This is a genomic window from Rhodococcus yunnanensis NBRC 103083 (genome assembly GCF_001895005.1).
GTDB lineage: Bacteria > Actinomycetota > Actinomycetes > Mycobacteriales > Mycobacteriaceae > Rhodococcoides > Rhodococcoides yunnanense.
Genome location: NZ_BCXH01000004.1, coordinates 224,557 through 246,997 on the forward strand (window position 1 = coordinate 224,557; position 22,441 = coordinate 246,997).

Here is a 22,441-nt window from a genome sequence, read left to right on the forward strand (position 1 = left end):
AATGGATGCACTCCGACACGGTGTCGGAGTGGTGATATTCTGATGTCTGCGACAGCCGTGCTCGGAAAGTGGAGGTGGAATCACCGGATGAAGTTCGACGACCGGGTGCAGGCGTTGGCAGATCGGATCGGGCGGCCGGTCATCGTGTTCGATGCGGGCTTCGATGTCGTGGCATTCAGCGTGCACGAGGGCGATATCGACCAAGCACGGCTGTCGATGATCCTGTTGCGCAAGGGTTCGGGCCGTGCGCAATCGCTGATCCAGGAATACGGCGTCGAGCACGTCGAGGGGCCGGTTTACATTCCGGTAGTGGACAATTCGCCGCCACGCGTGGTGGCCGGACTGCGGTATCGCGGACGGCTGACCGGATACGTGTCGTACGTACCCGCCGACGGCGAGACGGCCGAGCACCGCGATTCGCCGGAAATACGCGTGGGACGAGAGGAGCTGGGCGCGAGTCTGGCAGCGCAGGAGTCGGAAAAGGGTGACGAGGCGGAACGAGTGCTCCGCTTGGTCACACAACTTCTCGACGGCGACGACCGGCGACGCCACGAGGCGGCGGACGAGCTGCTGCAGACCGGGCTGATTTCGACGTCGGACGTCTATGCGGCGATGGTGTTCGTGGTGGGCGACAAGGACGGCGGCAGCACGACCATGCCGCGGCTGGTGATCGAACGCGCTCTCGCCCGGATTTCCTCGATCACCTCGCGCACCTCCATCGGCACCGTCATCGGCGGAATGGGGGTGCTCATCATTCCCCACGAGGTCAACCCGGCGCGGCTCGAAAGCCTGATCGGTGATCTGTCGTTTCCCGGCGCGAGGGGAGCCGGCGGTTCGTCGCGCGGCCACCTCGTCGACATACACGAGTCCGTGCGTGAAGCACGAACAGCGTTGCGCGCCACGTTCTACGACCCGGAAACGTACGGGTCGACGGCGATCTGGGGGGAGCTCGGCGTCGACCGACTTCTGCTCCAGCTGCCACTCGATCACATGTCGATGGACGACATGCCGGACGGGGTTCGTAAGCTGCTCACCGCGTCGAGCGGCACCGACCTGGCATCGACGCTGGAGTCCTATCTCGACAACGGCGCCGATGCACAGCGCACCGCACGTGTGTTGTTCATCCATCGCAGCACCCTCTACTACCGGTTGGATCGAATTCGCGCCGTGATCGACGCCGATCTGTCCGACGGGCTCGTGCGCCGCGAGCTGCACACGGCACTTCGCGTGGCCACGCTGATCGGACTTCGGCGCGTCGATCAGTGACCTGAGCCGGCTGCCGTGTCGAACGGTTCGACCAGCAGAGCTCGATGTGCGTTCACCTCGAACGACAGCGCGTCGCCTGGGGCGGGCGTGGGGAGGTTCTGCGCATCGAGTTCGCTGCGGCCGATGCGCGCCCTGATGGTAGTGCCCTCCGCGTCGAGCAACAGGTTGTAGGCGCTTCCGACGAAGGTGCTGCGCGAGACGGTTCCGGTGAAATGACCGACGGCGCTCGGCCTTTGGTCTGCGAGCCGGATGTGCTCGGACCGGAAGGCGAGAGATACCGGCGATCCGATGGCAGGGACCGTGTCGGCGTAGGCGCCCAGCACGATGTCGCTGCCGCTCAGTTTCACTTCCGCCCGCGCGCCACTGCCCCCGACTACCTCGCCGGTCGTGATGTTCTGGAAGCCCATGAAGTCGGCTACGTATGCCGATCGCGGCCGATCGTAGATCTCCTCGGGCGTGCCCTGCTGCTCGATCACCCCGTGGTTCATCACGATGATGCGATCGGAGAGCGTGATCGCTTCTTCCTGGTCGTGGGTCACGTACACCGACGTGGTCTCGAACCGGTTGTGCAGCGCACGAACCTGCTGGCCCATCTGATAGCGGAGCTTGGTGTCGAGGTTGGACAGCGGCTCGTCGTAGAAGATGATGCCCGGTCTGGCGGCAAGTGCGCGAGCGAGCGCGACCCGCTGCTGCTGACCGCCGGAAAGTGCAGTCACCTGGCGCTTTTCGTACTTCTCCAGCCCCACCGCCTCCAGTAGGTCGCGGATGCGGTCCTGGCGCTCCTGGCCGCGGACCCCCGCGATCTTGAGCGGGTAGGCCACGTTTTCCGCGACGCTCATGTGCGGCCACAGTGCGTAGCTCTGAAACACCATGCCGACATGCCGCTTGTCCGGGGGAACGAACACGCCTCGCTCGGTGTCGACAACGACACGACCACCGAGAGAAACGGTTCCGGCGGTGGGACGCTCGAGGCCTGCCAGACACCGCAGAGTGGTGGTCTTCCCGCACCCGCTCGGTCCGAGCAATGTGATGAACTCGCCCGATTTGATCGACAAGTCGAGGCTGCGCAGCGCCGGCTTGGTGTTGTATTGCTTCATCAGTCCGGAGACGACGACATCAGTCATGGGTCAGATCTTTCTCGAGAGCGTCAGGTGAACAGCTGGTCGATCGTGGCGAAGTAGCGAGCGTTGAACGATGGGTCGGTGTTCGTCGCGGGGAGCGTCGAAATCTCGGACAGTGGAGGCGATCCCAGCGGACCCGGTGATCCCGGAACCAGCCCGAAACCGTTGTCGACCTCGGCGAGTACCTGCTGACCTTCCGGTGTGAACAACCAGTTGAGGTACAGCGATGCGGCGTCGTTGTCGGGGGCGTCCCGGACCGCACAGATGCCGGCGCTGCTCAGGAAGTTGCCGCCGTCGTCGAGGGGGAACACCATGTCGATCGGTGCACCCTTCGTCTTCTGCGCTTGGTAGTACCCGCTGAATACTCCGACGCCCACGGGGAAGCGACCCGACGCGACGTCCGACGGCACACTGGGTTCACTCTCTGCGATATTGACGTTCTGCTCCGCAAGCTCGGTCAGGTAGGTCTCACCCCAGGTGTCCGCGGACTCGGGTACGAGCAGCGAGGTGAGCACGTATCGCAGTCCTCCGACCACCGTCGGATCCCCCATCACCAGTTTGTCTTTCCACTGGGGGTCGAGCAGATCTCCCCACGAACGAGGCGCGTCCTCCTCCGAGACCATGTCGGTGTTGTAGACGAAACCGAAGAAGCGCTTGTTGTACGTCAGCACGAGATCGTTCGCCGAATAGGGGAGGGCGAAATCTGCTGGTGCTGTTCTGACGTCGGCACGTGTACACACGTCGGGCACCTGCGCGACCGCCGTCACCGACGACACACCGCCGGTGTAGAGATCGGCCAGGCGATTGCCGCTTTCCGCCTCGACCTGCAGTTTGGTGAGTATCTGCGAGTCAGGGGCGTCCTGCGGGACGATGGAGATGCCGGGAAAGCGTTCCGAGAATTTCGCGAACATCCCCGCTGCACTGCTCGCCGAGGCGCCGTAGAGAACGGCGTCCGTCTTCCCGGAATCGAGTGCGTTGCGGTAGAGCGTGTTCATGTAGTCGTTGCCCTCGGCGGTGGCGCCGGGTACCTCGATCACCGTGCCCGACGCCACCGGTGCGGGTGTGCTGCCACAACCGACGAGTCCAGCGACAGAGGCGACCACAACGATTGCGGGCAGAAGCCTCGATGCATCGATGCCGGTCATGGTCTCGCTCCCTTCTTCACGTGAGGATCTCTACTTGAAGATGCTGTCGAGATCGGCCAGGAACGGCGCGTTGTACGCGTTGTCGGGGTTGAGCAGCGGCAGGTGTCCGATCTCTTCCGGCGACGGGATCCCCACGGTTCCCGAGTCCTCGAGGACGGGAGCGTAGGACCCTGGAGCGGCGAGGAGCGCTTGCTGGCCGTCGGCGCTGAGCAGCCAGTTGACGTACAGCTGCGCGGCGTCGGAATCAGGCGCATCGGCCATGTAGCAAATCCCCGACTGCGCAAGGTAATTGCCGTTGTCCTCCAGAGGGAACGACATGTCGATCGGTGCGCCCTTGGCTTTCTGCGCGTCGTAGAACCCGCTGTACACGCCCACGCCGATGGGGAAGCGGCCCGACGCGACATCGGACGGTACCGTCGGTTCGCTCTGCGCGATGTTGGGCTCCTGGGCGGCGAGCTTCTCGAAGTATTCCTTGCCCCACGTGTCCGCGACCTCGGGGTAGTTCATCGTGGCGAAGACGTAGCGCACACCACCGGGAACCGTCGGGTCTCCCATGGCGAGCTTTCCCTTCCACTTCGGATCGAGCAGGTCGTTCCACGTCTTCGGGACATCGGCCTCGGACACCATGTCCGTGTTGTAGACGATGCCGAAGTACGTCATGGAGTAGTAGAGGATCGCGCGGTCGTTCGCGTCGAGGGTGACGACGCCCGGCGCTGCCGACTCGATGTCGGCCGGCTGACACATGCCGTCCGTCTGCGCAGCCTGGAGTACGGACGGTGTTCCACCCGTGTACAGATCGGCGATTCGGTTGCCGCTGTCGACCTCGACCTGAAGCTTGGTGAACGTCTCCGCATCAGGGGCGTCCTGCGGGACCACGGTGATGCCGGGGAACCGTTCGGAGAACTTCGCATGCAGACCCGCATCGGTGCTCGGCGCGGGTCCGTAGATGACGACGTCTCGGTTGCCCGAGCTGATCGCGTTCTGATACAGCGTGTTCATGTACGAGTTCGCCTCTGCGTCGACTCCGGGCACCTCGATGACGGTGTCGGCAGAGACCACGTCATCGGATGCGGACGAGCACGCGCTCAGCGCCAAAGTCGAGACGGCGGCAACTGCTGTCAACGCGAGCATGCGTCGCCTGGTGGTGGACTTCATGGACATTTCGTACTCCTCTGAGCTGAAGGTTTGTCGTGTGCGGATGGGCTAACCGCTGAGCGAAACGCCCTGTACGAGTTCGAGTTCCGATTGTGTCGGTGGACGGTTCTGCAACCGCCTGCCGACTGCGATGGAGATGCCGGCGAGCCCGATGACGACGACGGCCGCGGCGAGGATGATCATGAACAGTGCGGCTGCGGTGGAGATGTCACCCGACAGGAACAGCTGGAAGGCGACCTGCGAGACGGGCTGGACCTTCGGCGGGGCGAGCAACGTCGGGATGGCGAGATTTCCCGAGATGAACAGTGCCGCGAGGAACCATCCTGCGAGGAAGCTCGGAATCACCAGGCGCAGGACGATGGTCACCAACACTCGCATCGAACTCGATCCCGAAATCCGTCCCGCTTCTTCGAGTTCGGGTGCGAGCTGAGCAAGCGCCCCCTCCGCGAGACGGGTGCACAGCGGAATGGTGGCGATGATCAGCACGATCATCATGAAGGTCGAGGTGCCGTACAACCCTTTCAATCCGGGAACGGTGAGGATGGTGAACAGGTAGGCAAGGGCCAGAACGATTCCGGGCAGTGCCCACGGGACCCACAGGGACAGAGAGGTGAAGGCCCGCACGAATCCGCGGCGCCGCATCACCACATAGGTGGTCAGCACGGCAACGGTCATCGAGCACAGCCCTCCCACGATCGCCACCCACGCGGTGAGCGAGAGGCTGGAGCTGAGCGAAGGGTCGTGCAGAATGCGCGAATAGTTGTCGAAACTGAGTCGGCCGCTGACCCCGAAAATCGGTTGCAGGGATCCGAGTACCACTGCGAACAGAGGCAGGGCGAGGTTGACGACCGTGAACACCGCGATCAATCCGCTGAACACCCAGCGCACGGGTCCGAGCTGCAAGGGCTCACGCCGGGACGTCTTCCCGGTCAGGGTGGTGAAGGTGCGGCCCTTGAGAAGTCGATGCTGCACCAGGAACAGGATCACCACCAGGAGCACCACGACCAGCGACAAGGTGAACGCGGCGGTGTACTTGCTCGGGGTCACGTCGCGGATGTAGTGGTAGATCTGGGTGGAGAACACATAGATCCCGGCCGGTCGGCCCAACAGTTGTGGGCCTTCGAATGCCTGGAAGATCAGGACCATGATCAAGATCGCGGCTCCGGTGATCGCGGGGGCGATCGAGGGCACGGTCACGGTGAAGAAGGTTCGAACCGTGCTGGCTCCACTGATGCTCGCGGCCTCGTCGAGCGACTGATCCCTGTTGAGGAATGCGCCTCGCATGAGCAGAAAGGCGAAGGGAACGAAGCCGAGTGACATGGTGAAGATGAGTCCGAACCACGACTGAATATCGAGCGGTCCACCGAGCCCGAGACTACGGGTGAACTGGTTGATCAAACCGTTCTGCGCGTTGCCCAACATGATCCAGGCGAACGTGTGGAACAGCGGCGGCACGAACAGGTTGATGATCATCAACGGTGTCAGCAGCCTGCGGAGGGGAACGTTGGTGTTGGCGCTGACCCACGCGAAGAATCCGCCCACGATGGTCGCGATGGAACCGCACACGACGACCAGGATGAGAGAGTCGCGGAGCGTGCTCCAAATGTCGTCGGAGGTCAGTGCTTCCTTGATGCCGTCCAGCGTGAACGGATTGTTCTGCGAGGGAAGCCCATCGCGGAATGCACCGATCACGATCATCGAGACGGGGACGATGAACACGAGCCCCAGTGCGAGGGCGAACAGGATCCACAGGACCCTGCTGATCGAGGTTCGCGCCAGCGTCGCGACTCGATCTGTCCTGAATTCGTCGATACTCACGTATGTTTGCCTCTCTGTGTCGCACTCCGTGACCGCGATGCCGGCGAAATCCGCAGGTCCGGGCACTTCGTCCGTTGCTCGATCAATCTACGAAAGGGATCGGGCCGTCCATATCGGCCAGCAGTCCAGGATTCTGCGGCGCGAGTGCGACAGTGTGTCGCATAGGTCACATTCGCCATCGACTATTGCCCGCACCACACCTGATTCGGGGCATGGTTGTACGCGAACCGACAGTGGGCCCGCGCCTGCCCGAATCGTCTCGCTATGGCTTGAGGACGACCTTCAGGCAACCGTCGTCATGGTTGGCGAACATCGTGAATGCTCTGTCGAAATCCTTCAGGTCCATGATGTGTGTCGTCAGGGGCCCGACGTCGATCTGGCCGCGTTCGAGAAGGCCGAGAATGCGCCTCATGTAACGCTGGGGAGTCATTCCCACTTTCACGGTGAGTCCGGCGAATTGTGCTGATTGCAAGTCGATTCCGAACATGCCGGGTCGTGGTACTCCCACGATCGACAGGGTCCCGCCCTTGGTGATCGATTTGCCTGCCTGGTCGACGGTGGCTTCCAGTCCCACACAGTCGGCGGCTGCGTCGACACCGCTGAGGAAGGGGTGACCGCCGTCGGTAGCGGCTCGGATCTCCTCGACCGGATCCACGCGGGAGGAGTTGATGATGTCGGTTGCGCCCATGGCTAGGCCCAGTTCCAAGCGACTGTCGAGAACGTCGACGAGAAAGATCCGGGCGGGATTGCGCAGAGCCGCCGACTGGACGGCGCTGAGTCCGATGGGTCCGGCACCGAAGACGGCGATGGTCTGACCCGGCTGCAGATCGCATTGTTCGACAGCGAAGAAGCCGGTTCCGAATACGTCACCCGCGAGCACTGCGTGTTCGTCGGAGATGGTGTCGGGCACCCGAATGCAGGTGTCCTCGGCGTTCGGAACTCGGACGTACTCGGCGAGTCCGCCCGAGAGATCACCCCATCCCTTTCCGCTACCGAACAGTGCGCCGTTGGGGCACCAGCTTTCCTGCCCCTTGCGGCACATCTCGCAACCGCCGCACCAGGCATACGGAGAGGCGACGACCCGGTCGCCCACCCGGTGGCCACGCACTCTGTCGCCGACCTGGTCGACGATTCCGACGAATTCGTGGCCGAGCAGGATCGGTTCGTCGATGGGCAGGAACCCCTCGGCGTAGTGGACGTCGCTCGTGCAGATCGCACTGGCCGTCACGCGGAGAACGACGTCGGTGTCGGTCTGAATAACCGGCTTCGGCACTTCCTGCAGGCCGACATCGTGCCGGCCATTCAGTACTACTGCGAGCATGCTCGTGTCCTTTGGTCATGGTTGTGTGTGGTGCCGCGTCAGGCGAAGCAGGCCCGCATCTGCTTCTCCGTGGCGAGGAGTAATCGCGCGAGAGGTTCGATTCGCTCGGATGGAAGGCGCGGCGAGACTGCCGAGATCGCTACAGCGGCGTACGGGGTGCGATCGGTCCGAATGGGTGTGGACAGTCCGGCGACACCCGGTAGAACGAAATCTGTTGCACTGCAGTCGCAGTAGCCCTGTGTGATTACCTGGCTGTTGAGATCTGCGATGGTGGCTCGGATCGAGTCGGCCACGTCGGGTTCGAGGCCTTCGACGCGTGCTGCGATGGCACGAGCTCGTTGCTCGGCGCCGACGAAGGGGAGAAGCGCGATGCCGGTGTAACTTCGTGCCAACGGACGGTTCGTCCCCACGGGAATTCGCGTCTGAAGCGGATAGTCACCCTCGGCTCGAATCACGTAGTTGACGCCGTCGAACTGGCGGACGGCGACGTAGACCGTGTCGCCGCATCGGTCGGCCAACGATCGGGCCATATCCCGCAACCCGGTGAAATCCATGATGGGTGCGGGCGCACTGAGCGCGAGTTCGAACACTGCATACCCGAGTGCGTACGTCCCCGAGTCCGCCTTCGTGACGAATCCGGCGTCGATCAGATCCTTGAGTATGCGGTGGACGGTTGCGCGGGGTATTTCGGTCGAACGTGCAACGTCGACGAGGCGAATTCCGGTCTCACCGCGTTGCGCCAGAGTAGTGAGAATCTGCAGAACTCTGCGTGTGAGGTCCGATGACGAGTCGGTCGGCATAGGTATTCCTTCGGCTCGCTCGGACATTCGGTGCACCGATTGTACGAATCGGAAGTTCGAGTACGGCGATCATCGACCAGTCGGTGTCTCGCGCGAGGCGATCGACACCACGACCTTCAGCGCGCTACCGCTGCTCATCGCTTCGTAACCTGCGGCAACCTCCTCGAACGGCAACACCGAGTCGATGAGGGTCGATACGTCCAGCCGGCCTGCGGCTGTGTCCTCGACGAACTGTTCGAGGTAGTGACGAGCGGGCGCCACCCCACCGGCAATCCGTGTCTCGTTGTCGAAGATGCGCATGGGCGCAAGCTCGTCGACTCCGTGCGGCACACCGACGAACCCCATCGACCCGCCGGGTCGGACAAGGCTCAGTGCGCCGTCGAAAGCGCTCTGCAGACCCACACACTCGATCACCCGGTCGGCGAGTACGTCGTCGTTGATCGCGCGGAGTCGTTCGGACACATCGTCGTCGCGGGTGATCAGTACGGTCTCGATCCCGTGTTCCGCGGCGACGGACAGCCGAGAGATCTGTTCGCCGAACAGGATCACTCGTTCCGCGCCGATTCGTGCAGAGGCGATCGCGGCCGAGATCCCGACGGCGCCGTCCCCGACGACGGCAACTACATCGCCGTCGCCGACGCCGGCGAGTACTGCGCCGTGGGTGCCGGTCGCGAAGACGTCGGTGAGAGGGACCAGTTTTCGAGCAAGTTCGGCGTCGATGTCGGACGAGTCCCAAGGGAGTTTGACGAGGGTTGCGTCCGCATAGGGAACGCGTATCCGCTCCGCCTGGGCGCCCGAGACCTCCTTCCCCCACCGTCCGACGTTGGCGCAGTGTGAGTGCAGTCCCCGCCTGCACTCGGTACACGTTCCGTCCGAGTAGACGAAGGGAGCGATGACGCTGTCCCCTGGTACGACCGAGCGAACGTCCCGCCCGATCTCGCGTACCCGACCGATGAATTCGTGTCCGGTGCTACCTGCGGGCCGATTCAGGAGTCCGCGATAGCCCCACAGGTCGGACCCACAGATTCCAGCAAAAGTGATGTCCACGATGACGTCGAGCGGGTCGACGATCACGGGATCGTCGACCTCACGGACGTCGATCCGGCCGGCTCCGGAAAACCATGCGGTCAGCATCTATTCGCCTGCTCCTTGGAGCGATTTGATCTCGAAGTACTCGTCGAGGCCGTAGCGTCCGTACTCGCGTCCCACACCGGAACGGCCGTACCCGCCGAACGGCGCGCGCAGGTTCAGCGGCTGACCGTTGATGACCACCTGTCCTGTGCGGAGATGGCGAGCGAATGCCACGGCGCGATCGCGATCGCCGGACCACACGCCTCCGGAAAGGCCGTATGGAACAGCGTTCGCGATTCGGACGGCCTCGTCTTCGGTGTCGTACGGCATGATCGACAGAACGGGTCCGAAGATCTCCTCTCGTGCGATGGTCATGTCGCCGGTGACGTCCGAGAACACGGTCGCCGAGACGAACGCACCGGTGTCGATCGGCGGAGTCGACCCCCCGGTGACGAGCCTGGCTCCCTCCGAGATACCCGAATCGATGTATCCGAGAATGCTTTTCTGCTGATCGAGTGACGCGACCGGCCCGAGCTTGGTCGACGGATCGGACTGGTAGCCCACCGTCCACGTGAGGGCTGCCTCGGCTGCGACTCGCTCCACCTCGGCCAGCAGTGTGCGGGGGACGAGCAAGCGGCTCAGCGCGGCACATGCTTGTCCGGTGTTGGCGAAGCACTGCTTCAGTGCGGCCGGGACGGCGACTGCGAGATCGGCATCATCGAGCAGGACGTTGGCGCTCTTGCCGCCCAGTTCGAGTGTCAGCTTCTTCAGCGACGGAGCCGCCAGCTCGGCGATGCGCACACCGGCCTCCGTCGATCCGGTGAAGCTGATCATGTCGACGTCCGGATGCGTCACGATGCGTTCGCCGACCACCCGGCCTGCGCCGCCGACGAGGTTGAACACGCCCGCAGGCAGTCCCGCCTCGGCGAAGATCTCGGCGAGCACGTAGGCGCTCAGCGGAGCGACCTCGCTCGGCTTGAGCACGACGGTGCAGCCGGCGGCGATGGCCGGTGCGACCTTGGCGGAGATCTGATGCAGCGGAAAGTTCCACGGCGTGATGGCGCCGACTACTCCGACCGGCTCTCGAACGACGAGGGTGGAACCGATGGTTTCTTCACCCTCGTCGAGAATCTCTTCCATTGCGCGCGCTGCGAAATCGAAGTTGCTCACTGCCATTCTTGCGTGCGCAACTCTCGAAAATGCCTGTGGTGCGCCCATTTCGGAGCTGATGAGATCTGCAAGTTCGTCATTGCGTTCCCGCAGCCCATCCCGAACCCGGTCGAGTACCGCGATGCGGTCACGTGGTGGCGTCGCCGCCCAGGATTCGAATGCCCCGCGGGCGGCAGCGACCGCGGAATCGACGTCGTCCGCCGACCCTCGCGGCGTCACGCCGACGAGTTCGCCGGTTGCTGGATCGCGTACTTCGGTGATGTCACCCGCACTCGGCAGGACCCATTCGCCACCGATGTAGAACGCTTTTCTTTCGATCATGACAAATCCTTCGATTTTTTTGACAGCCGCGTGGGAGGGACCGGACTCAGCGCGCTTCGACAGCGACGGGTGCAGGAGTGAGGGAGAGACCTTCCAGCGTGCCGGCTTCTCTCCAGTCGTCCAGCACCTGTATGTATGCCACTGCGCCGAGGCCGTACGGCCCGTTCTGAATTGCGCGGAGGAAGGGCTGGCCCTCGTTGTTGTAGTAGCCGGGTGTGCACTCTTCCTGGAACGCGGTGTTCTGGGCGCCGATCTCGTTGTCGGTGGCGACCGAGATGATTTCCTGAACCCAGGCCTCCTCGGCGTCCGCAGTCACCTCGACCGTCTTCACCGACCCCTCGATGGCGGCGCCGATGATGTATCCGACCTGCTCGGCTTCCACGCTGAGCATGTGCGCGAAATTCGCGGTCAAGCCCGCCTGCGACAAGCTGTTGATGATGAAGTAGTTGGGGAAGTTGTGGACGGCGAGCCCGTGCAGTGAACGGAACCCGTTCTCCCAATGCTCGCCGAGGGTGACTCCGTCACGTCCGTGGAGTACGAATCCGGTGCGCGAACCCGAGCTCGTCCCGACCTCGAAACCGGTCGCGAAGACGATGCAGTCGACCTCGTAGTGCACCCCACCGAACCACAGACCTGTCTCGTCGATGCTCTCCACGCCGCGTCCGTCGGTGTCCACCAAAGTCGTGTTTTCTCTGTTGAACACGTCCAGATAACCGTCGTGGAAACACGGGCGCTTACAGAAGAAGTTGTACCAAGGCTTAAGCATCTCGGCGGTCTCGGGTCGCTCGACCACCTGGTCGATTCGGGCGCGAGCGTCTTCCATCTTCATGTAGTTCGCCAGCTGATGCGGCGCCACGTCGCCCTCCGCGGCGGCGCGTGCGGCATCGAAGTACGACTGCGTCCAGCTGTCGTTCACCAGGTCGACGTCGACGTCCACGCCGCTGAAGGCTTTGGTGAAGTTTTCCATCCGGGCCCTCTGCCACCCCTCGGGCAGATTGCGGAACCATTCTTCGTCCGTCGGCCGGTCGGCACGCACGTGGATGGAGGACGGCGTTCGCTGAAAGACGGTCAGGTGCTTGCTGCTCTCGGCGAGGTGCGGAACCACCTGCACGGCAGTCGCTCCGGTGCCGATGATCGCTACCCGCTTGTCCGCCAACTTGCTCAGCGAGCCGCCTTGGTCACCGCCGGTGTAGTCGTAATCCCAACGGCTGGTGTGGATCATGTGACCCTCGAACTTGTCGATGCCTGCGATTCCCGGGAGCTTCGGTTCGGAGAGCGAGCCGGTGGCGGTGATCAGGTACCGAGTTCGAATCTCGTCGCCGCGATCGGTCCGCACTGTGTAGGTCTCGCTCTCGGAGTCCCAGACCGCCTCGGTGACGCTGGTCTGGAACAAGGCGAGCTCGTACAGGTCGAACCTGTGCGCGATCTTCTTCGTGTGTTCCCAGATCTCGGGTGCAGTGGCGTACTTCCTGGGCGGCAGACCACCGATTTCTTCGAGAAGCGGTAGGTAGATGTAACTTTCGACGTCACAGGCCGCGCCGGGGTAACGGTTCCAGTACCAGGTACCGCCGATGTCACCGCCGCGTTCGATGATCCTGATCTTCTCCACACCGTTGCGGCGCAGCTGTGCTCCGGTCAAGATCCCGCCGAATCCACCACCGATGATGACGGCGTCCACGGTGTCGGCAATCGGCTCGCGGGTGAATCCTGGTTCGACGTAGGGATCAGCTTTGAGGCCGGCGAAGTCTCCCTCGAGTTTCGAGTATTGCTGAGCGCCATCGCCGCGTAGGCGCTTGGCGCGCTCCTCGCGATACTTGGCGCGCAGCTTCGCAGGATCGAAATCGAGCGTGGTGCCAGCGCCTTGCTGCGCGATGTCCCTATCGGTCACATCTACCTCCATTGGTGTACGAACTGCTCTGTGTGGAGCGGAGTTCACGGTGCGTCGGACGAAGGCCGAAGGCCGTCCGGTGACGGTCCCTCCGGCTTGCCGGCGACCCGGAACCACGAATGTGTCGTGTCCGCACGTGTGACGGCAGCAACAATGTCCCACGTGCGAGATGGCCGTCACTCATGCGAGTTCCAGGATAGGCATCGACGCTGCCGGGTCTCCTCCGACAGAAGTGCAGGGATCGACGGGCGCAATCCGACACCGCGTCGGATGCCGTGAGAGGGACGAGTGTCCGCGCCCGAGAATCCCCAGGGAGGGATCGTTTCAGACCACCTGGTCTGGCTGGTCTCATCGATGTCCATCCAGTGGGCGATACGGAAACACGCCAAAAGTGAACGTTGACTGTGTTGAGTGCCTGTGTTTGGTGCACTATGGGGCATCGAGCTGGTCGCCAATCCGTAATCGACCCGAGCAAGGGTCCGTTGTGTGGACGTTGCTCATACTTGCACTCATTTTTTGGGTGCGGTGGCGAAACAGCCGATTCTCGTCTGTAGATACTTGAAGGAGATCCTAGTTATGAAGGCATGGCAGTTCACTCGAACTCACGCTCCGCTCGTCCTGAGGGATCTGCCCGATCCCGTCGCAGTGCCGGGTGAAGTGGTGCTCGATGTCAGAGCCGCGGGGTTGTGTCACTCCGACGTAGGGTTCCTCGAGGAGGACGACTACCCATTGCCTGCGCCGCTTCCGGTGACCCTCGGTCACGAGACGGCCGGGGTCGTGTCCGCCGTCGGAGAGGGTGTCGAGGGTTTCAGCATCGGAGATCGGGTCGGCATCGCGAACGTGGGGTCTGCTGTTCCCGGAATCATGCGCGACGGCGGATTCGCCCGCAAAGTCGTGGCCCGCGCGGATGCCTTGGTTCACATGCCCGCCTCCTTGGCCTTCGAGCAGGCCGCTCTCGCAGCGGATGCGGGGGCCTCCGCGCATCACGCGGTGATGGTGTCCGGTGAGGCAGGGCCTGGAGTCAGAATAGGAATCATCGGATTCGGGGGACTCGGGCAGATCGGCGCGCGCATCGCCGTGCTGGCGGGCGCAGAGGTGTACGTCGCCGAGATCAAAGAAGAAACGTGGCCGCTGGCACGGGAATTCGGTGCGATCAAGACGGTCAGGGACATCGCGGAGTGCGCAGACGATCATCTCGACGTCATCGTCGACTTCGCGGGCTTCGGGACGACGACCGCCGCCGCCATCGAAACAGTCCGACGTGGAGGTCGCGTCGTTCAAGCCGGGATGGCGAAGAAGGAAGCGACGGTCAACATCTGGCTGATGGTCATGAAGCAGATCAGTCTCGTTGCGACCATGGGAGGGACGAAGGAAGATCTCGAATCCGTGTACGGGTTGCTGGCCTCCGGCGAACTCGATCCGAAGATCACCACGATCACGTTCGACGACATCCCCGCAGGTCTCGACCAATTGTCCCGCGGGACCGCGGATGGGCGGCTGGTTGCACTCATGGAGAATTGACAAAATAGTCCATACAATGGACTATGCGCTTGACACCCCGATATCGGCTGACGCACGATGAATCTGCTGCTGAGAGTCCCCTCGATCGCCATTTCATGAAACGCGCGGACGTACTCCAGCAATCCAGTCTCATATGTTGGTCCATTCAATGGACATCCGATACATCGAGGAGTCTTCGACATGCCCGTGCATCTGACAACTTCCGTCGACGAAGGCGTGGTCAGCGTCGACGGCGCTGAGGTTCACTACTTCGTGTCGGGTACACCGCACCCCACGCGTCCACCGCTGGTGCTGATACACGGCACCGGTGGGTCCACCGCAACCCACTTCGCGATGCTGTTTCCCATGATCGCGACACGACAGCAGGTCATCTCCCTGGACTTCGCGGAGCCAGCGGATGTGAACGCGCTCGCTCTCGAGCACCTCGAGAATCAGGTGAGCGCAGTCGTCGACGCCGTCCTGCCTTCCGGGCCCATCGCGGTACTCGGCTATTCACTGGGCGCCGTGGTCGCCGCGTCCTACGCAGCCCATCACCCAGGTCGAGTACGTAGTCTGGTGCTCGTCGCCGGGTGGATCAAGACCGACAATCAGCAGATCCTGCGCAACGACCTGTACCGAGTGCTCCGCGCAGCAGGCGACCCGGAGGCCATGAAGGCGTATTCGCGATTGTTCGCGTTCGCAGCCCCGTACGTTGCCAAGCGCACTCCCGCCGAGATGGATGTGGTTGCGCCTCCTGGCAAACCCAGCAACTTCGGTGCGCTGCAAATGGAGCTCAACCGCATCGTCGACATCTCCGACCGAGTGTCGGACATCGCATCGACCACGCTCATCGTGGGAGGTACCCACGATCTGATGGTGCCGCGCCACCACAGTCTCGCGCTTTTCGGAGCGATCGCGGATGCCCGCTACACCGAGATAGCCGCAGGGCACTCCGTCCTCGTCGAACGGCCGGCCGAGTTGCTCAGCATCACGCAAACCTTTCTAGCCAAGGCCCATCGACACCCCGCAGGCGCCGTCATCGCTCCGGCGCAGCCGTAGCGAAACTGGAGGATTACAGATGCCGAACAACGAGAACCTCACCGTCACAACCGATACCGTGATCGTCGGCGCAGGATTCGCCGGATTGGGAATGGGTATCAAGCTCAAACGCAGCGGCTTCGACGACTTCGTGATCATCGAACGTGAGTCCGATCTGGGCGGTGCGTGGCGGGACAATACGTACCCAGGCGTCGCGTGCGACGTCCCCTCCCACGTGTATTCGTACTCTTTTCGCACCAATCCGCACTGGTCACGCGTACGGGCCCCCGGTTCGGAGATTCTGGAATACCTCCGTACCTGTGCGCGTGAGGAAGGACTCCTGTCCTACCTGCGTTTCGATGCCCCGATGGACCGCGCCACGTGGGATCAGGATTCGGGCCGTTGGATCGTCGAGACACCGAGCGTGACCTATTCGGCACGCTTCCTCGTCACCGCGTGTGGCCACCTTGCGGACGAGAAGCTGCCCGACCTGCCCGGCGTCGACTCGTTCGCGGGCGAATACTTCCATTCCGCACGGTGGAACCACGAGGTTTCCCTCGAGGGCAAGCGCATCGCCCTGATCGGATCGGGCGCATCCGCGATCCAGCTTCTCCCCGAGCTTGCCAAGGTCGGGTCCGAGGTCGTCGTGTTCCAGCGCAGTCCCGCCTACATCATGCCGTCACCCAACCCGGTGTACAGCGAAGCCGATCAGCGATTGTTCGAACGCAGTCCCGACACCCTCCGTGCACTTCGCACCGAGACCTTCTGGACCGCGGAGGCCAACTTCGCAGCCCGCCGAGGGGTGCCGAAATATCTGGAGGCGGGTCGGAAGATTCCTCTCGGTCACCTCGACCGCAGTGTCAGCGATCCCGAGCTGAAAGCGAAGCTCACTCCCGACTACGAACTCGGGTGCAAGCGACTGCTCGGCTCGGACCTGTACTACCCTGCGCTACAACAAGATCACGTCACGTTGGAGGCGTCCGCGCTCGCGCGGATCGACGGCAGTCGAGTGATAAGCGCCGCGGGCAACTCTTTCGAGGTCGACGTCGTGGTGTTCGCGACCGGTTTCGAAGCGGCAGAGCCGGTGTTCGCCAACGTCGTCTACGGCCGTGACGGACTGCAGCTCGCAGAGTCGTGGAGTCAGGGCATGACCGCCTATGCGTCGAACACCACGCACGGCTTTCCGAATCTGTTCATCATGAACGGTCCGAACACCAGTAGTGGCCACAACTCTGCGATCTACATCCTGGAGGCGCAGATGGACTACATCCTGGGAGCCGTGACGTTCGCCGAGGAAGAAGGCGCCCACGTGCTGGAGGTGACGTCCGAGGCCGAGGCCGAGTACGTCGCCGATGTGCGGCAGCGCAGTGAGGGCACGGTCTGGCTCGATGGCGGATGCCGCAACTGGTACGTCGATCGGCGCACCGGAGCCCTGACGCTCATCTGGCCGGACTTCATGCACGCGTTCCGTGAACTCAACGCCACCTTCGAGCCCGATGCCTACTCGATCGACACTCCCGTCGCCGCCCCGTCGGTGTCGGTCGGATGAGCGCCGAAGTCGTGTCGACCGATCGACCCGTCGCCGTCGTAACCGGTGGTCTTCGTGGTATCGGTCGGGCCATCGTCGATGAATTGTCCACCAACGGCTTTCGCGGAGCGTGCGTCGATCTGATCGCCCCCGGTGCCGACGACGTACCTCTTCCCGAGGGATTCCGTTTCTACCAGCTCGACATCGCCGCGGTGCACGATCACGGTAGCGTCGTCGATCGCATCGTCGCCGATTTCGGACGGATCGACACTCTCGTCAACAACGCCGGTATCGCGGTGCGTCCACCGACGGACATTCTCGATGTGGCGCCGGAGGACTTCGATCGCTCGCTGAACGTGAACCTTCGGGGCACCTTCTTCCTGTCGCAGAACGTCGCCCGCCACATGGTCGGGGCGCAGTCACCGCACTATCGAAGCATCGTCAGTATTGCCTCGATGGCGGCACATATCGCCTCGTACGATCGCGCGCAGTACGCGATCGGAAAAGCTGCAGTAGGCAAGATCACTCAGCTGTTCGCGGCGCGTCTCGCCGTCGACGACATTCATGTGCACGAGGTGAGGCCGGGATTCATTCGCACTCCGATGACGGCCGCCGCAGCGCCCCGTATCGACGACCTCGTTGCGAATTCGGTACCGCTGCGTCGTTGGGGGACACCCGAGGACGTTGCTCGCACGGTTACCACACTCGCGACCGGTCTGCTGCCATACACCACCGGCGAATCCATCTGGGTGGCAGGCGGTGTGACCATTCCGCAGGTGCGCTAGCGGATACGAGCACTACCGTTCGCCGTGGGACGGCATCGAGGCTGCTGGAGCGGCGGGTGTGCTCCCTCACGGGCCGTGGGAGGACCGACATTGCGGTGTCGGCGATACCTTTCGGGCGCCGCCGCGTCCAGGCCTGCTTTGCCGACCGCCTTGCACCCGAATTGCGCCGAACTCACCGCGAATCCGGCCACTGCGGGGCGACGCACGGCCTGACACCGGCGCAGTCGGTAGATCGGTCCGCTCACCCGATCGGCACCGCCTCACGGTCTCGGCCGATCGGGTGGGAGCGCGGGCCTCAGTCGACCGAAAGCACGACAATCGATCGATAAATACGGTGACTGCCGTGTTGGACCCGCAATTACAATCTTTTTACCCGTATTTCGAACTCCGACGGTCTCTTGGTTTCCAGGTCGTTTCAAGACAAACCGTGTGCTTATTGTTAACCAATGTGGTTCATGGTGCTATTGGGGCAACCTAACCAAGGCGGAATCAATGAGACGTTCTGCGCTGATCTTTTCTGTGTTGTTGCCCCTTTTCGTCAGCGTGCTGATCTATCCACCCACTGCCTCCGCGCAAGATGCCACCGTGTTGGCGCCTTCATTTGCGCTGGTGCCCCAGGCTGCCGGAGCGTTGTTCGCCGAGAGTGCCGCACCGGGTGGCCAAGCTCTCGGTATGTGGTCCGAGTCGACAGCGACCGCTCAGATCACCACTTCGGCCTCCTCCAAGACGACTGTGCGTGCGCGCGGAGACAACTGCTTCGGAGCACCCGTGGTGTCGGTTCAGGTAGACGGCAAAGCGGCAGGAACTTTCATCCTGTCCGCAGGCTGGTCGAACTACGCCATCGCGACGCCGCTGACCGCCGGAAAGCATTCGATTGCACTCACTTTCACCAACGACTTCCGATTCGGCGCATGCGATCGCAATGCCTACATCGGATCGGTGACCGCGATCGGGGCGGCGCCGACCACGACGACGAAGCCGCCGGTGACCACGACGACGAAGCCGCCGGTCACCACGACGACGAAGCCGCCGGTCACCACGACGACGAAGCCGCCGGTCACCACGACGACGAAGCCGCCGGTCACCACGACGACGAAGCCGCCGGTCACCACGACGACGAAGCCGCCGGTCACCACGACGACAACGCTGCCGACGACAACGACAACGCCGCCGACCACGACACCGCCGCCCACTACAGGGATATGCGGGGTGAATCTCTATCTGGCCACGTATTACAACAATCTGAGCGCGACGGGCACGCCGGTGACGAGTCGATGCGAGTACTCGGTCGGAAGTACCTGGGAGGGAAGATCTCCCGCGCCCGGAGTGAATGCCGGTAATTTCTCGGTGCTGTACACCGGCTCCATCAATTTTCCGGTCTCGGGTACTTACAACGTGAATGCTCAGACCGGTTTCGTAGGAATTCAAGCCAAGATCGACGGCAATACCGTGATCGATTATTGGCCCAACCAGACGTGGGGCCGGTATCACGCCACGGCGAATGTCACTGCCGGGGTTCATTCTGTTTCCGTCGCGGTGTCCAATCCGACGAAGAACGGGCACGAGCATTTCTCGATCACCCAGACAGGGACGAGTCCGAGCGCGAACAACGGGAATTACTTCGCAGCGAATTCCTTCTGGAATCAGCCGATTCCGTCCAATGCCATCGTGCATCCGAACAGTGATGCATGGCGGAATCTGGTCGCGAACGACTCTCGCAACAATGCCATCAACGTCAATTCGTCACAGTGGTCGACGGGTATCTACAAAGCGCCTGCAGGTACGCCGACTGTCTCGGTGCAGGTGACGAACTCGAACAAGACGATCACCGTTCCGTATCTGCCGTCGTACCGACCCACACCGGATGCGGACGCGCACCTGTCGATCATCGACGAGAGCAACGGCTGCCTGTACGAGTTCCAGGCGTTCGATGCGGGCCGCAAAACTGCCGTCGCGCAGGCCACCTACCCGGCCTACACCGGGTCGGGTGCCCACGCGAGTGGTCCTGCGCATTCGGGTGGTGACCTGTCCTACGTGGCAGGCACCATCACTCCGCAAGACGTCAAAGCCGGGGTGATCGATCACGCGCTGCGTTTCGCCATTCCGAACAATTCGGCGGACTTCCTCTATCCCGCCACCCGGTCGGACGGCACGACTGTCGGAGGCGTTCCGGAAGGCATCAGGATTCAGCTCGATCCCAGTCTCGACCTCGATGCGGCCGGGCTCAATCCGTTCCAGAAGATGGTCGCGAAGGCGTTGCAGACGTACGGAGGATTCGACGCGGACGGTTCGGCGAATTTCGCGATCTACGCGCAGAGTCCGGACGACGGCTCGACCTATCCGATGGCACTCGACGCACTACCGAAGTCTCTCATCGGTAAATTGCGCTACTTGGCACCCACGTTCACCTCGACGGACGTCCAGATGGCCACGGCATTCGACACAGGCTGCCAGCAAGCACGCTGATGGTATCGATTTCAATCGACCGTGAGTGGCGCAAAAGTAACGCATGGTTCGGTTGTTTCGTGGATACTTCACCGGTGACAAGGACCAGACGATCTCGATTATCAGTCATTTCGATGGTGATTCTCGGAGTTGCAAGCTTCATGATTGCAACTCCGGGAGTCAGCGGGGCGGCACCATCCGGCTGGCAATACACGATGGTGGCCTTCAGCAATGCCAGCGACCGCGATATGGACGTGTACCAGTCGTGGAACGGCACCGATTTCGAATCCGCAGCCCTGTCGGCGTATCGGCCGCCGTCAGGTCTGGTGCGCGATCCGAGTATCTTCCGGAACTCGGACGGCCTGTACTACTTGACCTACACCACGGGCAACGGAGCGAACGTCGGCTTCGCACGGAGCAGAGACCGCATCGAGTGGACGCCGATGGGTAACTGGCCGGTCCCGTTCTGCTGCGCGCTGCTGCCGGGCACAGGAGATGGCAAGGGCCCGGTCAACCCATTCGGCCCCACCGGATCGGCAGGGTTCGCGGACGGGCCGTCGCTGTCGCCGTTCACCACCAAGGCCTGGGCGCCCGAGTGGTTCGTGGACGGCAACAGCGTCAACGTCATCCTGTCGATGTCGACGGGCGGAGGTTTCGTGCCTTACCTGATGACTGCGCTCGATCCGTCGCTCAGGTTGTGGAGCCTGCCTGTTCCGCTCGCCGGGATCGGTGCGGACCACATCGACACCACCGTGGTCAAAGTGGGTTCGACCTACCACGCGATTACCAAGAACGAGACGAAGAAGGTCATCGAACATGCCGTGGCCCCATCGCTGACAGGGCCTTACACGTACGTGCCTCCGGGAAACTGGGGCAAGTTCAGAGAGGGTCCGGCCGTGACCCAGTTGCCCGACGGCACCTGGCGCCTGTACCTCGACGCCTACACCGAGGGCAAGTATCTCTACTCCGACAGCAAGGACGGGTTGAACACCTGGTCCGATCCGAAGGAGCTCCCTGGGCTGTCCGGGACAGTGCGGCACGTCGGTGTCATGCGGGAGCCTGCATGACCGCTCCATCCACGAATTGAACCTCCGCTCGAACAGGGGAGAGGATCAGTATCCGGCGTCGAGGTCGATGACCGCGTTCAACTCGTCGCCCGCCACGAATCGACGAACGTTCTCTCCCACATGGAAGGCGAAAGCGGGCGTGAGCGACGACGGGGGGTTCGCCACGTGCGGGGTGATGATGGCGTTCGGTAGCGTCCACAGCGGGTGGCCGTCGGGCAGGGGCTCGGGCTCGGTCACATCGAGAGCGGCGCCTGCGATCTCGCCGTCGCGCAGTGCCGCGACCAACGCTTCGGTGTCGATCAGGGAGCCGCGGGCGATGTTGATCAACCAAGCGTCGGATTTCATGGCTTCGAGTTCCGGACGACCGACGAGGTAACGAGTGTCCGAGGTTGCCGGTGCGCCGAGGACGATGTGATCTGCTCGTGGCCAGACCTCGGCGAGGTTGTCGGCTCCGACGGTCTCGATCGCACCGTCCACGGGCTTGCCCGAACGCGTGACGGCGAGGGTGTCGGCTCCGACGGAGGTCAACATCGGAATCAAGGCTCGACCGATGCCGCCGCACCCGACGATTGCGACCGTTGCGCCGCGCAGCGAACGCGAGATCGCACCGAACCCGGCCTGATCCCAGCTCTCGGCTGCGAACTGCGCCGGGAAGTGGCGCGTAGCGGCGATGAGAAGTCCGAGAGCGTGCTCCGCGACACTGGACGAGTATGCGCCTGCCGCCGACGTCCACACCCGAGAACCGCCGCCGACCAGCGTGCCGGATGCGAACCACGACTCGACACCCGCCGATGGCAACTGGACCCAGCGAACGGAATCCGGCACGGTCGCCGGGAACTGATCGGGTGAGCCGGTCCAGACGATGGCGTCCGCCTTCGGTGAGTCGACCACCGTGGCCCCGGCTCGCTCGATCGCATCGACGAGATGCGGCGGCTGCGTCGGTCCGAGATGAATTTCCGGGCGATGAATGTGGGGCGATGCCATGAGCTGAGAAATCCTTCG

Annotated in this window: 18 protein-coding genes and 1 pseudogene; 8 read left to right on the forward strand and 11 right to left on the reverse strand. The window is 62.9% G+C overall.

The genetic code is table 11. The features are described from left to right. Positions 1–87 precede the first annotated feature (87 nt). On the forward strand, positions 88–1,266 hold the full coding sequence (locus RY1_RS09325; protein WP_072803414.1) for a PucR family transcriptional regulator: 1,179 nt from the start codon (positions 88–90) through the stop codon (positions 1,264–1,266). Here the strand turns inward: RY1_RS09325 and RY1_RS09330 are convergent. The 9 genes from RY1_RS09330 to RY1_RS09370 all read right to left on the reverse strand — a co-directional run bounded on the left by RY1_RS09330 (position 1,260) and on the right by RY1_RS09370 (position 13,076). After that, on the reverse strand, positions 1,260–2,390 hold the full coding sequence (locus tag RY1_RS09330; RefSeq protein ID WP_072803248.1) for an ABC transporter ATP-binding protein: 1,131 nt from the start codon (positions 2,388–2,390) through the stop codon (positions 1,260–1,262). The genes RY1_RS09325 and RY1_RS09330 overlap by 7 nt on opposite strands. Positions 2,391–2,413: 23 nt before the next feature. Further along, positions 2,414–3,532: an ABC transporter substrate-binding protein gene (locus tag RY1_RS09335; RefSeq protein ID WP_072803249.1), complete on the reverse strand. Its 1,119-nt coding sequence runs from the start codon at positions 3,530–3,532 to the stop codon at positions 2,414–2,416. Between the two features lie 30 nt (positions 3,533–3,562). Further along, positions 3,563–4,693 (reverse strand): ABC transporter substrate-binding protein, encoded by a 1,131-nt coding sequence (locus RY1_RS09340; protein ID WP_218019781.1) that lies wholly within the window; start codon positions 4,691–4,693, stop codon positions 3,563–3,565. Positions 4,694–4,735: 42 nt separating this feature from the next. Continuing rightward, positions 4,736–6,505, reverse strand: coding sequence for an ABC transporter permease (locus RY1_RS09345; RefSeq protein WP_218019782.1), 1,770 nt, complete (start codon positions 6,503–6,505; stop codon positions 4,736–4,738). Between the two features lie 262 nt (positions 6,506–6,767). Beyond that, complete coding sequence (locus RY1_RS09350) at positions 6,768–7,826, reverse strand: zinc-dependent alcohol dehydrogenase (protein WP_072803251.1); 1,059 nt, start codon at positions 7,824–7,826, stop codon at positions 6,768–6,770. A gap of 38 nt (positions 7,827–7,864) precedes the next feature. Beyond that, positions 7,865–8,626, reverse strand: a complete 762-nt coding sequence (locus tag RY1_RS09355) for an IclR family transcriptional regulator (protein WP_072803252.1) — start codon at positions 8,624–8,626, stop codon at positions 7,865–7,867. Positions 8,627–8,695: 69 nt separating this feature from the next. Continuing rightward, positions 8,696–9,760, reverse strand: a complete 1,065-nt coding sequence (locus RY1_RS09360) for an alcohol dehydrogenase catalytic domain-containing protein (protein ID WP_072803253.1) — start codon at positions 9,758–9,760, stop codon at positions 8,696–8,698. Continuing rightward, positions 9,761–11,188: an aldehyde dehydrogenase family protein gene (locus RY1_RS09365; RefSeq protein WP_072803254.1), complete on the reverse strand. Its 1,428-nt coding sequence runs from the start codon at positions 11,186–11,188 to the stop codon at positions 9,761–9,763. Between the two features lie 46 nt (positions 11,189–11,234). Further along, entirely contained in the window at positions 11,235–13,076 is a 1,842-nt protein-coding gene (locus tag RY1_RS09370; RefSeq protein WP_245819569.1) for a flavin-containing monooxygenase, read from the reverse strand. A 576-nt stretch (positions 13,077–13,652) separates the two neighbouring features. Between RY1_RS09370 and RY1_RS09375 the strand changes: the two genes are divergently transcribed. The 5 genes and pseudogenes from RY1_RS09375 to RY1_RS30980 all read left to right on the forward strand — a co-directional run. Next, a complete protein-coding gene (locus RY1_RS09375; RefSeq protein ID WP_072803256.1) occupies positions 13,653–14,597 on the forward strand; it encodes an alcohol dehydrogenase catalytic domain-containing protein in 945 nt (314 codons plus the stop codon). A 180-nt stretch (positions 14,598–14,777) separates the two neighbouring features. Beyond that, on the forward strand, positions 14,778–15,635 hold the full coding sequence (locus tag RY1_RS09380; RefSeq protein WP_072803257.1) for an alpha/beta fold hydrolase: 858 nt from the start codon (positions 14,778–14,780) through the stop codon (positions 15,633–15,635). Positions 15,636–15,654: 19 nt separating this feature from the next. Next, positions 15,655–17,163 (forward strand): flavin-containing monooxygenase, encoded by a 1,509-nt coding sequence (locus tag RY1_RS09385; protein ID WP_072803258.1) that lies wholly within the window; start codon positions 15,655–15,657, stop codon positions 17,161–17,163. Beyond that, entirely contained in the window at positions 17,160–17,927 is a 768-nt protein-coding gene (locus tag RY1_RS09390) for a 3-ketoacyl-ACP reductase (RefSeq protein ID WP_072803259.1), read from the forward strand. Before RY1_RS09385 ends, RY1_RS09390 begins: the two co-directional genes overlap by 4 nt. A 672-nt stretch (positions 17,928–18,599) precedes the next feature. Then, positions 18,600–18,824, forward strand: a pseudogene (locus RY1_RS30980) (carbohydrate-binding domain-containing protein); the annotation flags it as partial. A gap of 29 nt (positions 18,825–18,853) precedes the next feature. Here RY1_RS30980 and RY1_RS30545 read toward each other — a convergent pair. Beyond that, positions 18,854–19,120 (reverse strand): hypothetical protein, encoded by a 267-nt coding sequence (locus RY1_RS30545; RefSeq protein WP_245819570.1) that lies wholly within the window; start codon positions 19,118–19,120, stop codon positions 18,854–18,856. Between the two features lie 16 nt (positions 19,121–19,136). Here RY1_RS30545 and RY1_RS30550 point away from each other — a divergent pair, with 16 nt between their 5' ends. Next, positions 19,137–20,393, forward strand: a complete 1,257-nt coding sequence (locus RY1_RS30550; protein WP_245819571.1) for a PA14 domain-containing protein — start codon at positions 19,137–19,139, stop codon at positions 20,391–20,393. A 113-nt stretch (positions 20,394–20,506) separates the two neighbouring features. Further along, positions 20,507–21,439 (forward strand): glycoside hydrolase family protein, encoded by a 933-nt coding sequence (locus RY1_RS09400; protein WP_072803261.1) that lies wholly within the window; start codon positions 20,507–20,509, stop codon positions 21,437–21,439. A gap of 45 nt (positions 21,440–21,484) precedes the next feature. Here the strand turns inward: RY1_RS09400 and RY1_RS09405 are convergent, their stop codons facing one another. Beyond that, positions 21,485–22,423 (reverse strand): D-isomer specific 2-hydroxyacid dehydrogenase family protein, encoded by a 939-nt coding sequence (locus RY1_RS09405; RefSeq protein WP_072803262.1) that lies wholly within the window; start codon positions 22,421–22,423, stop codon positions 21,485–21,487. Positions 22,424–22,441 lie beyond the last annotated feature (18 nt).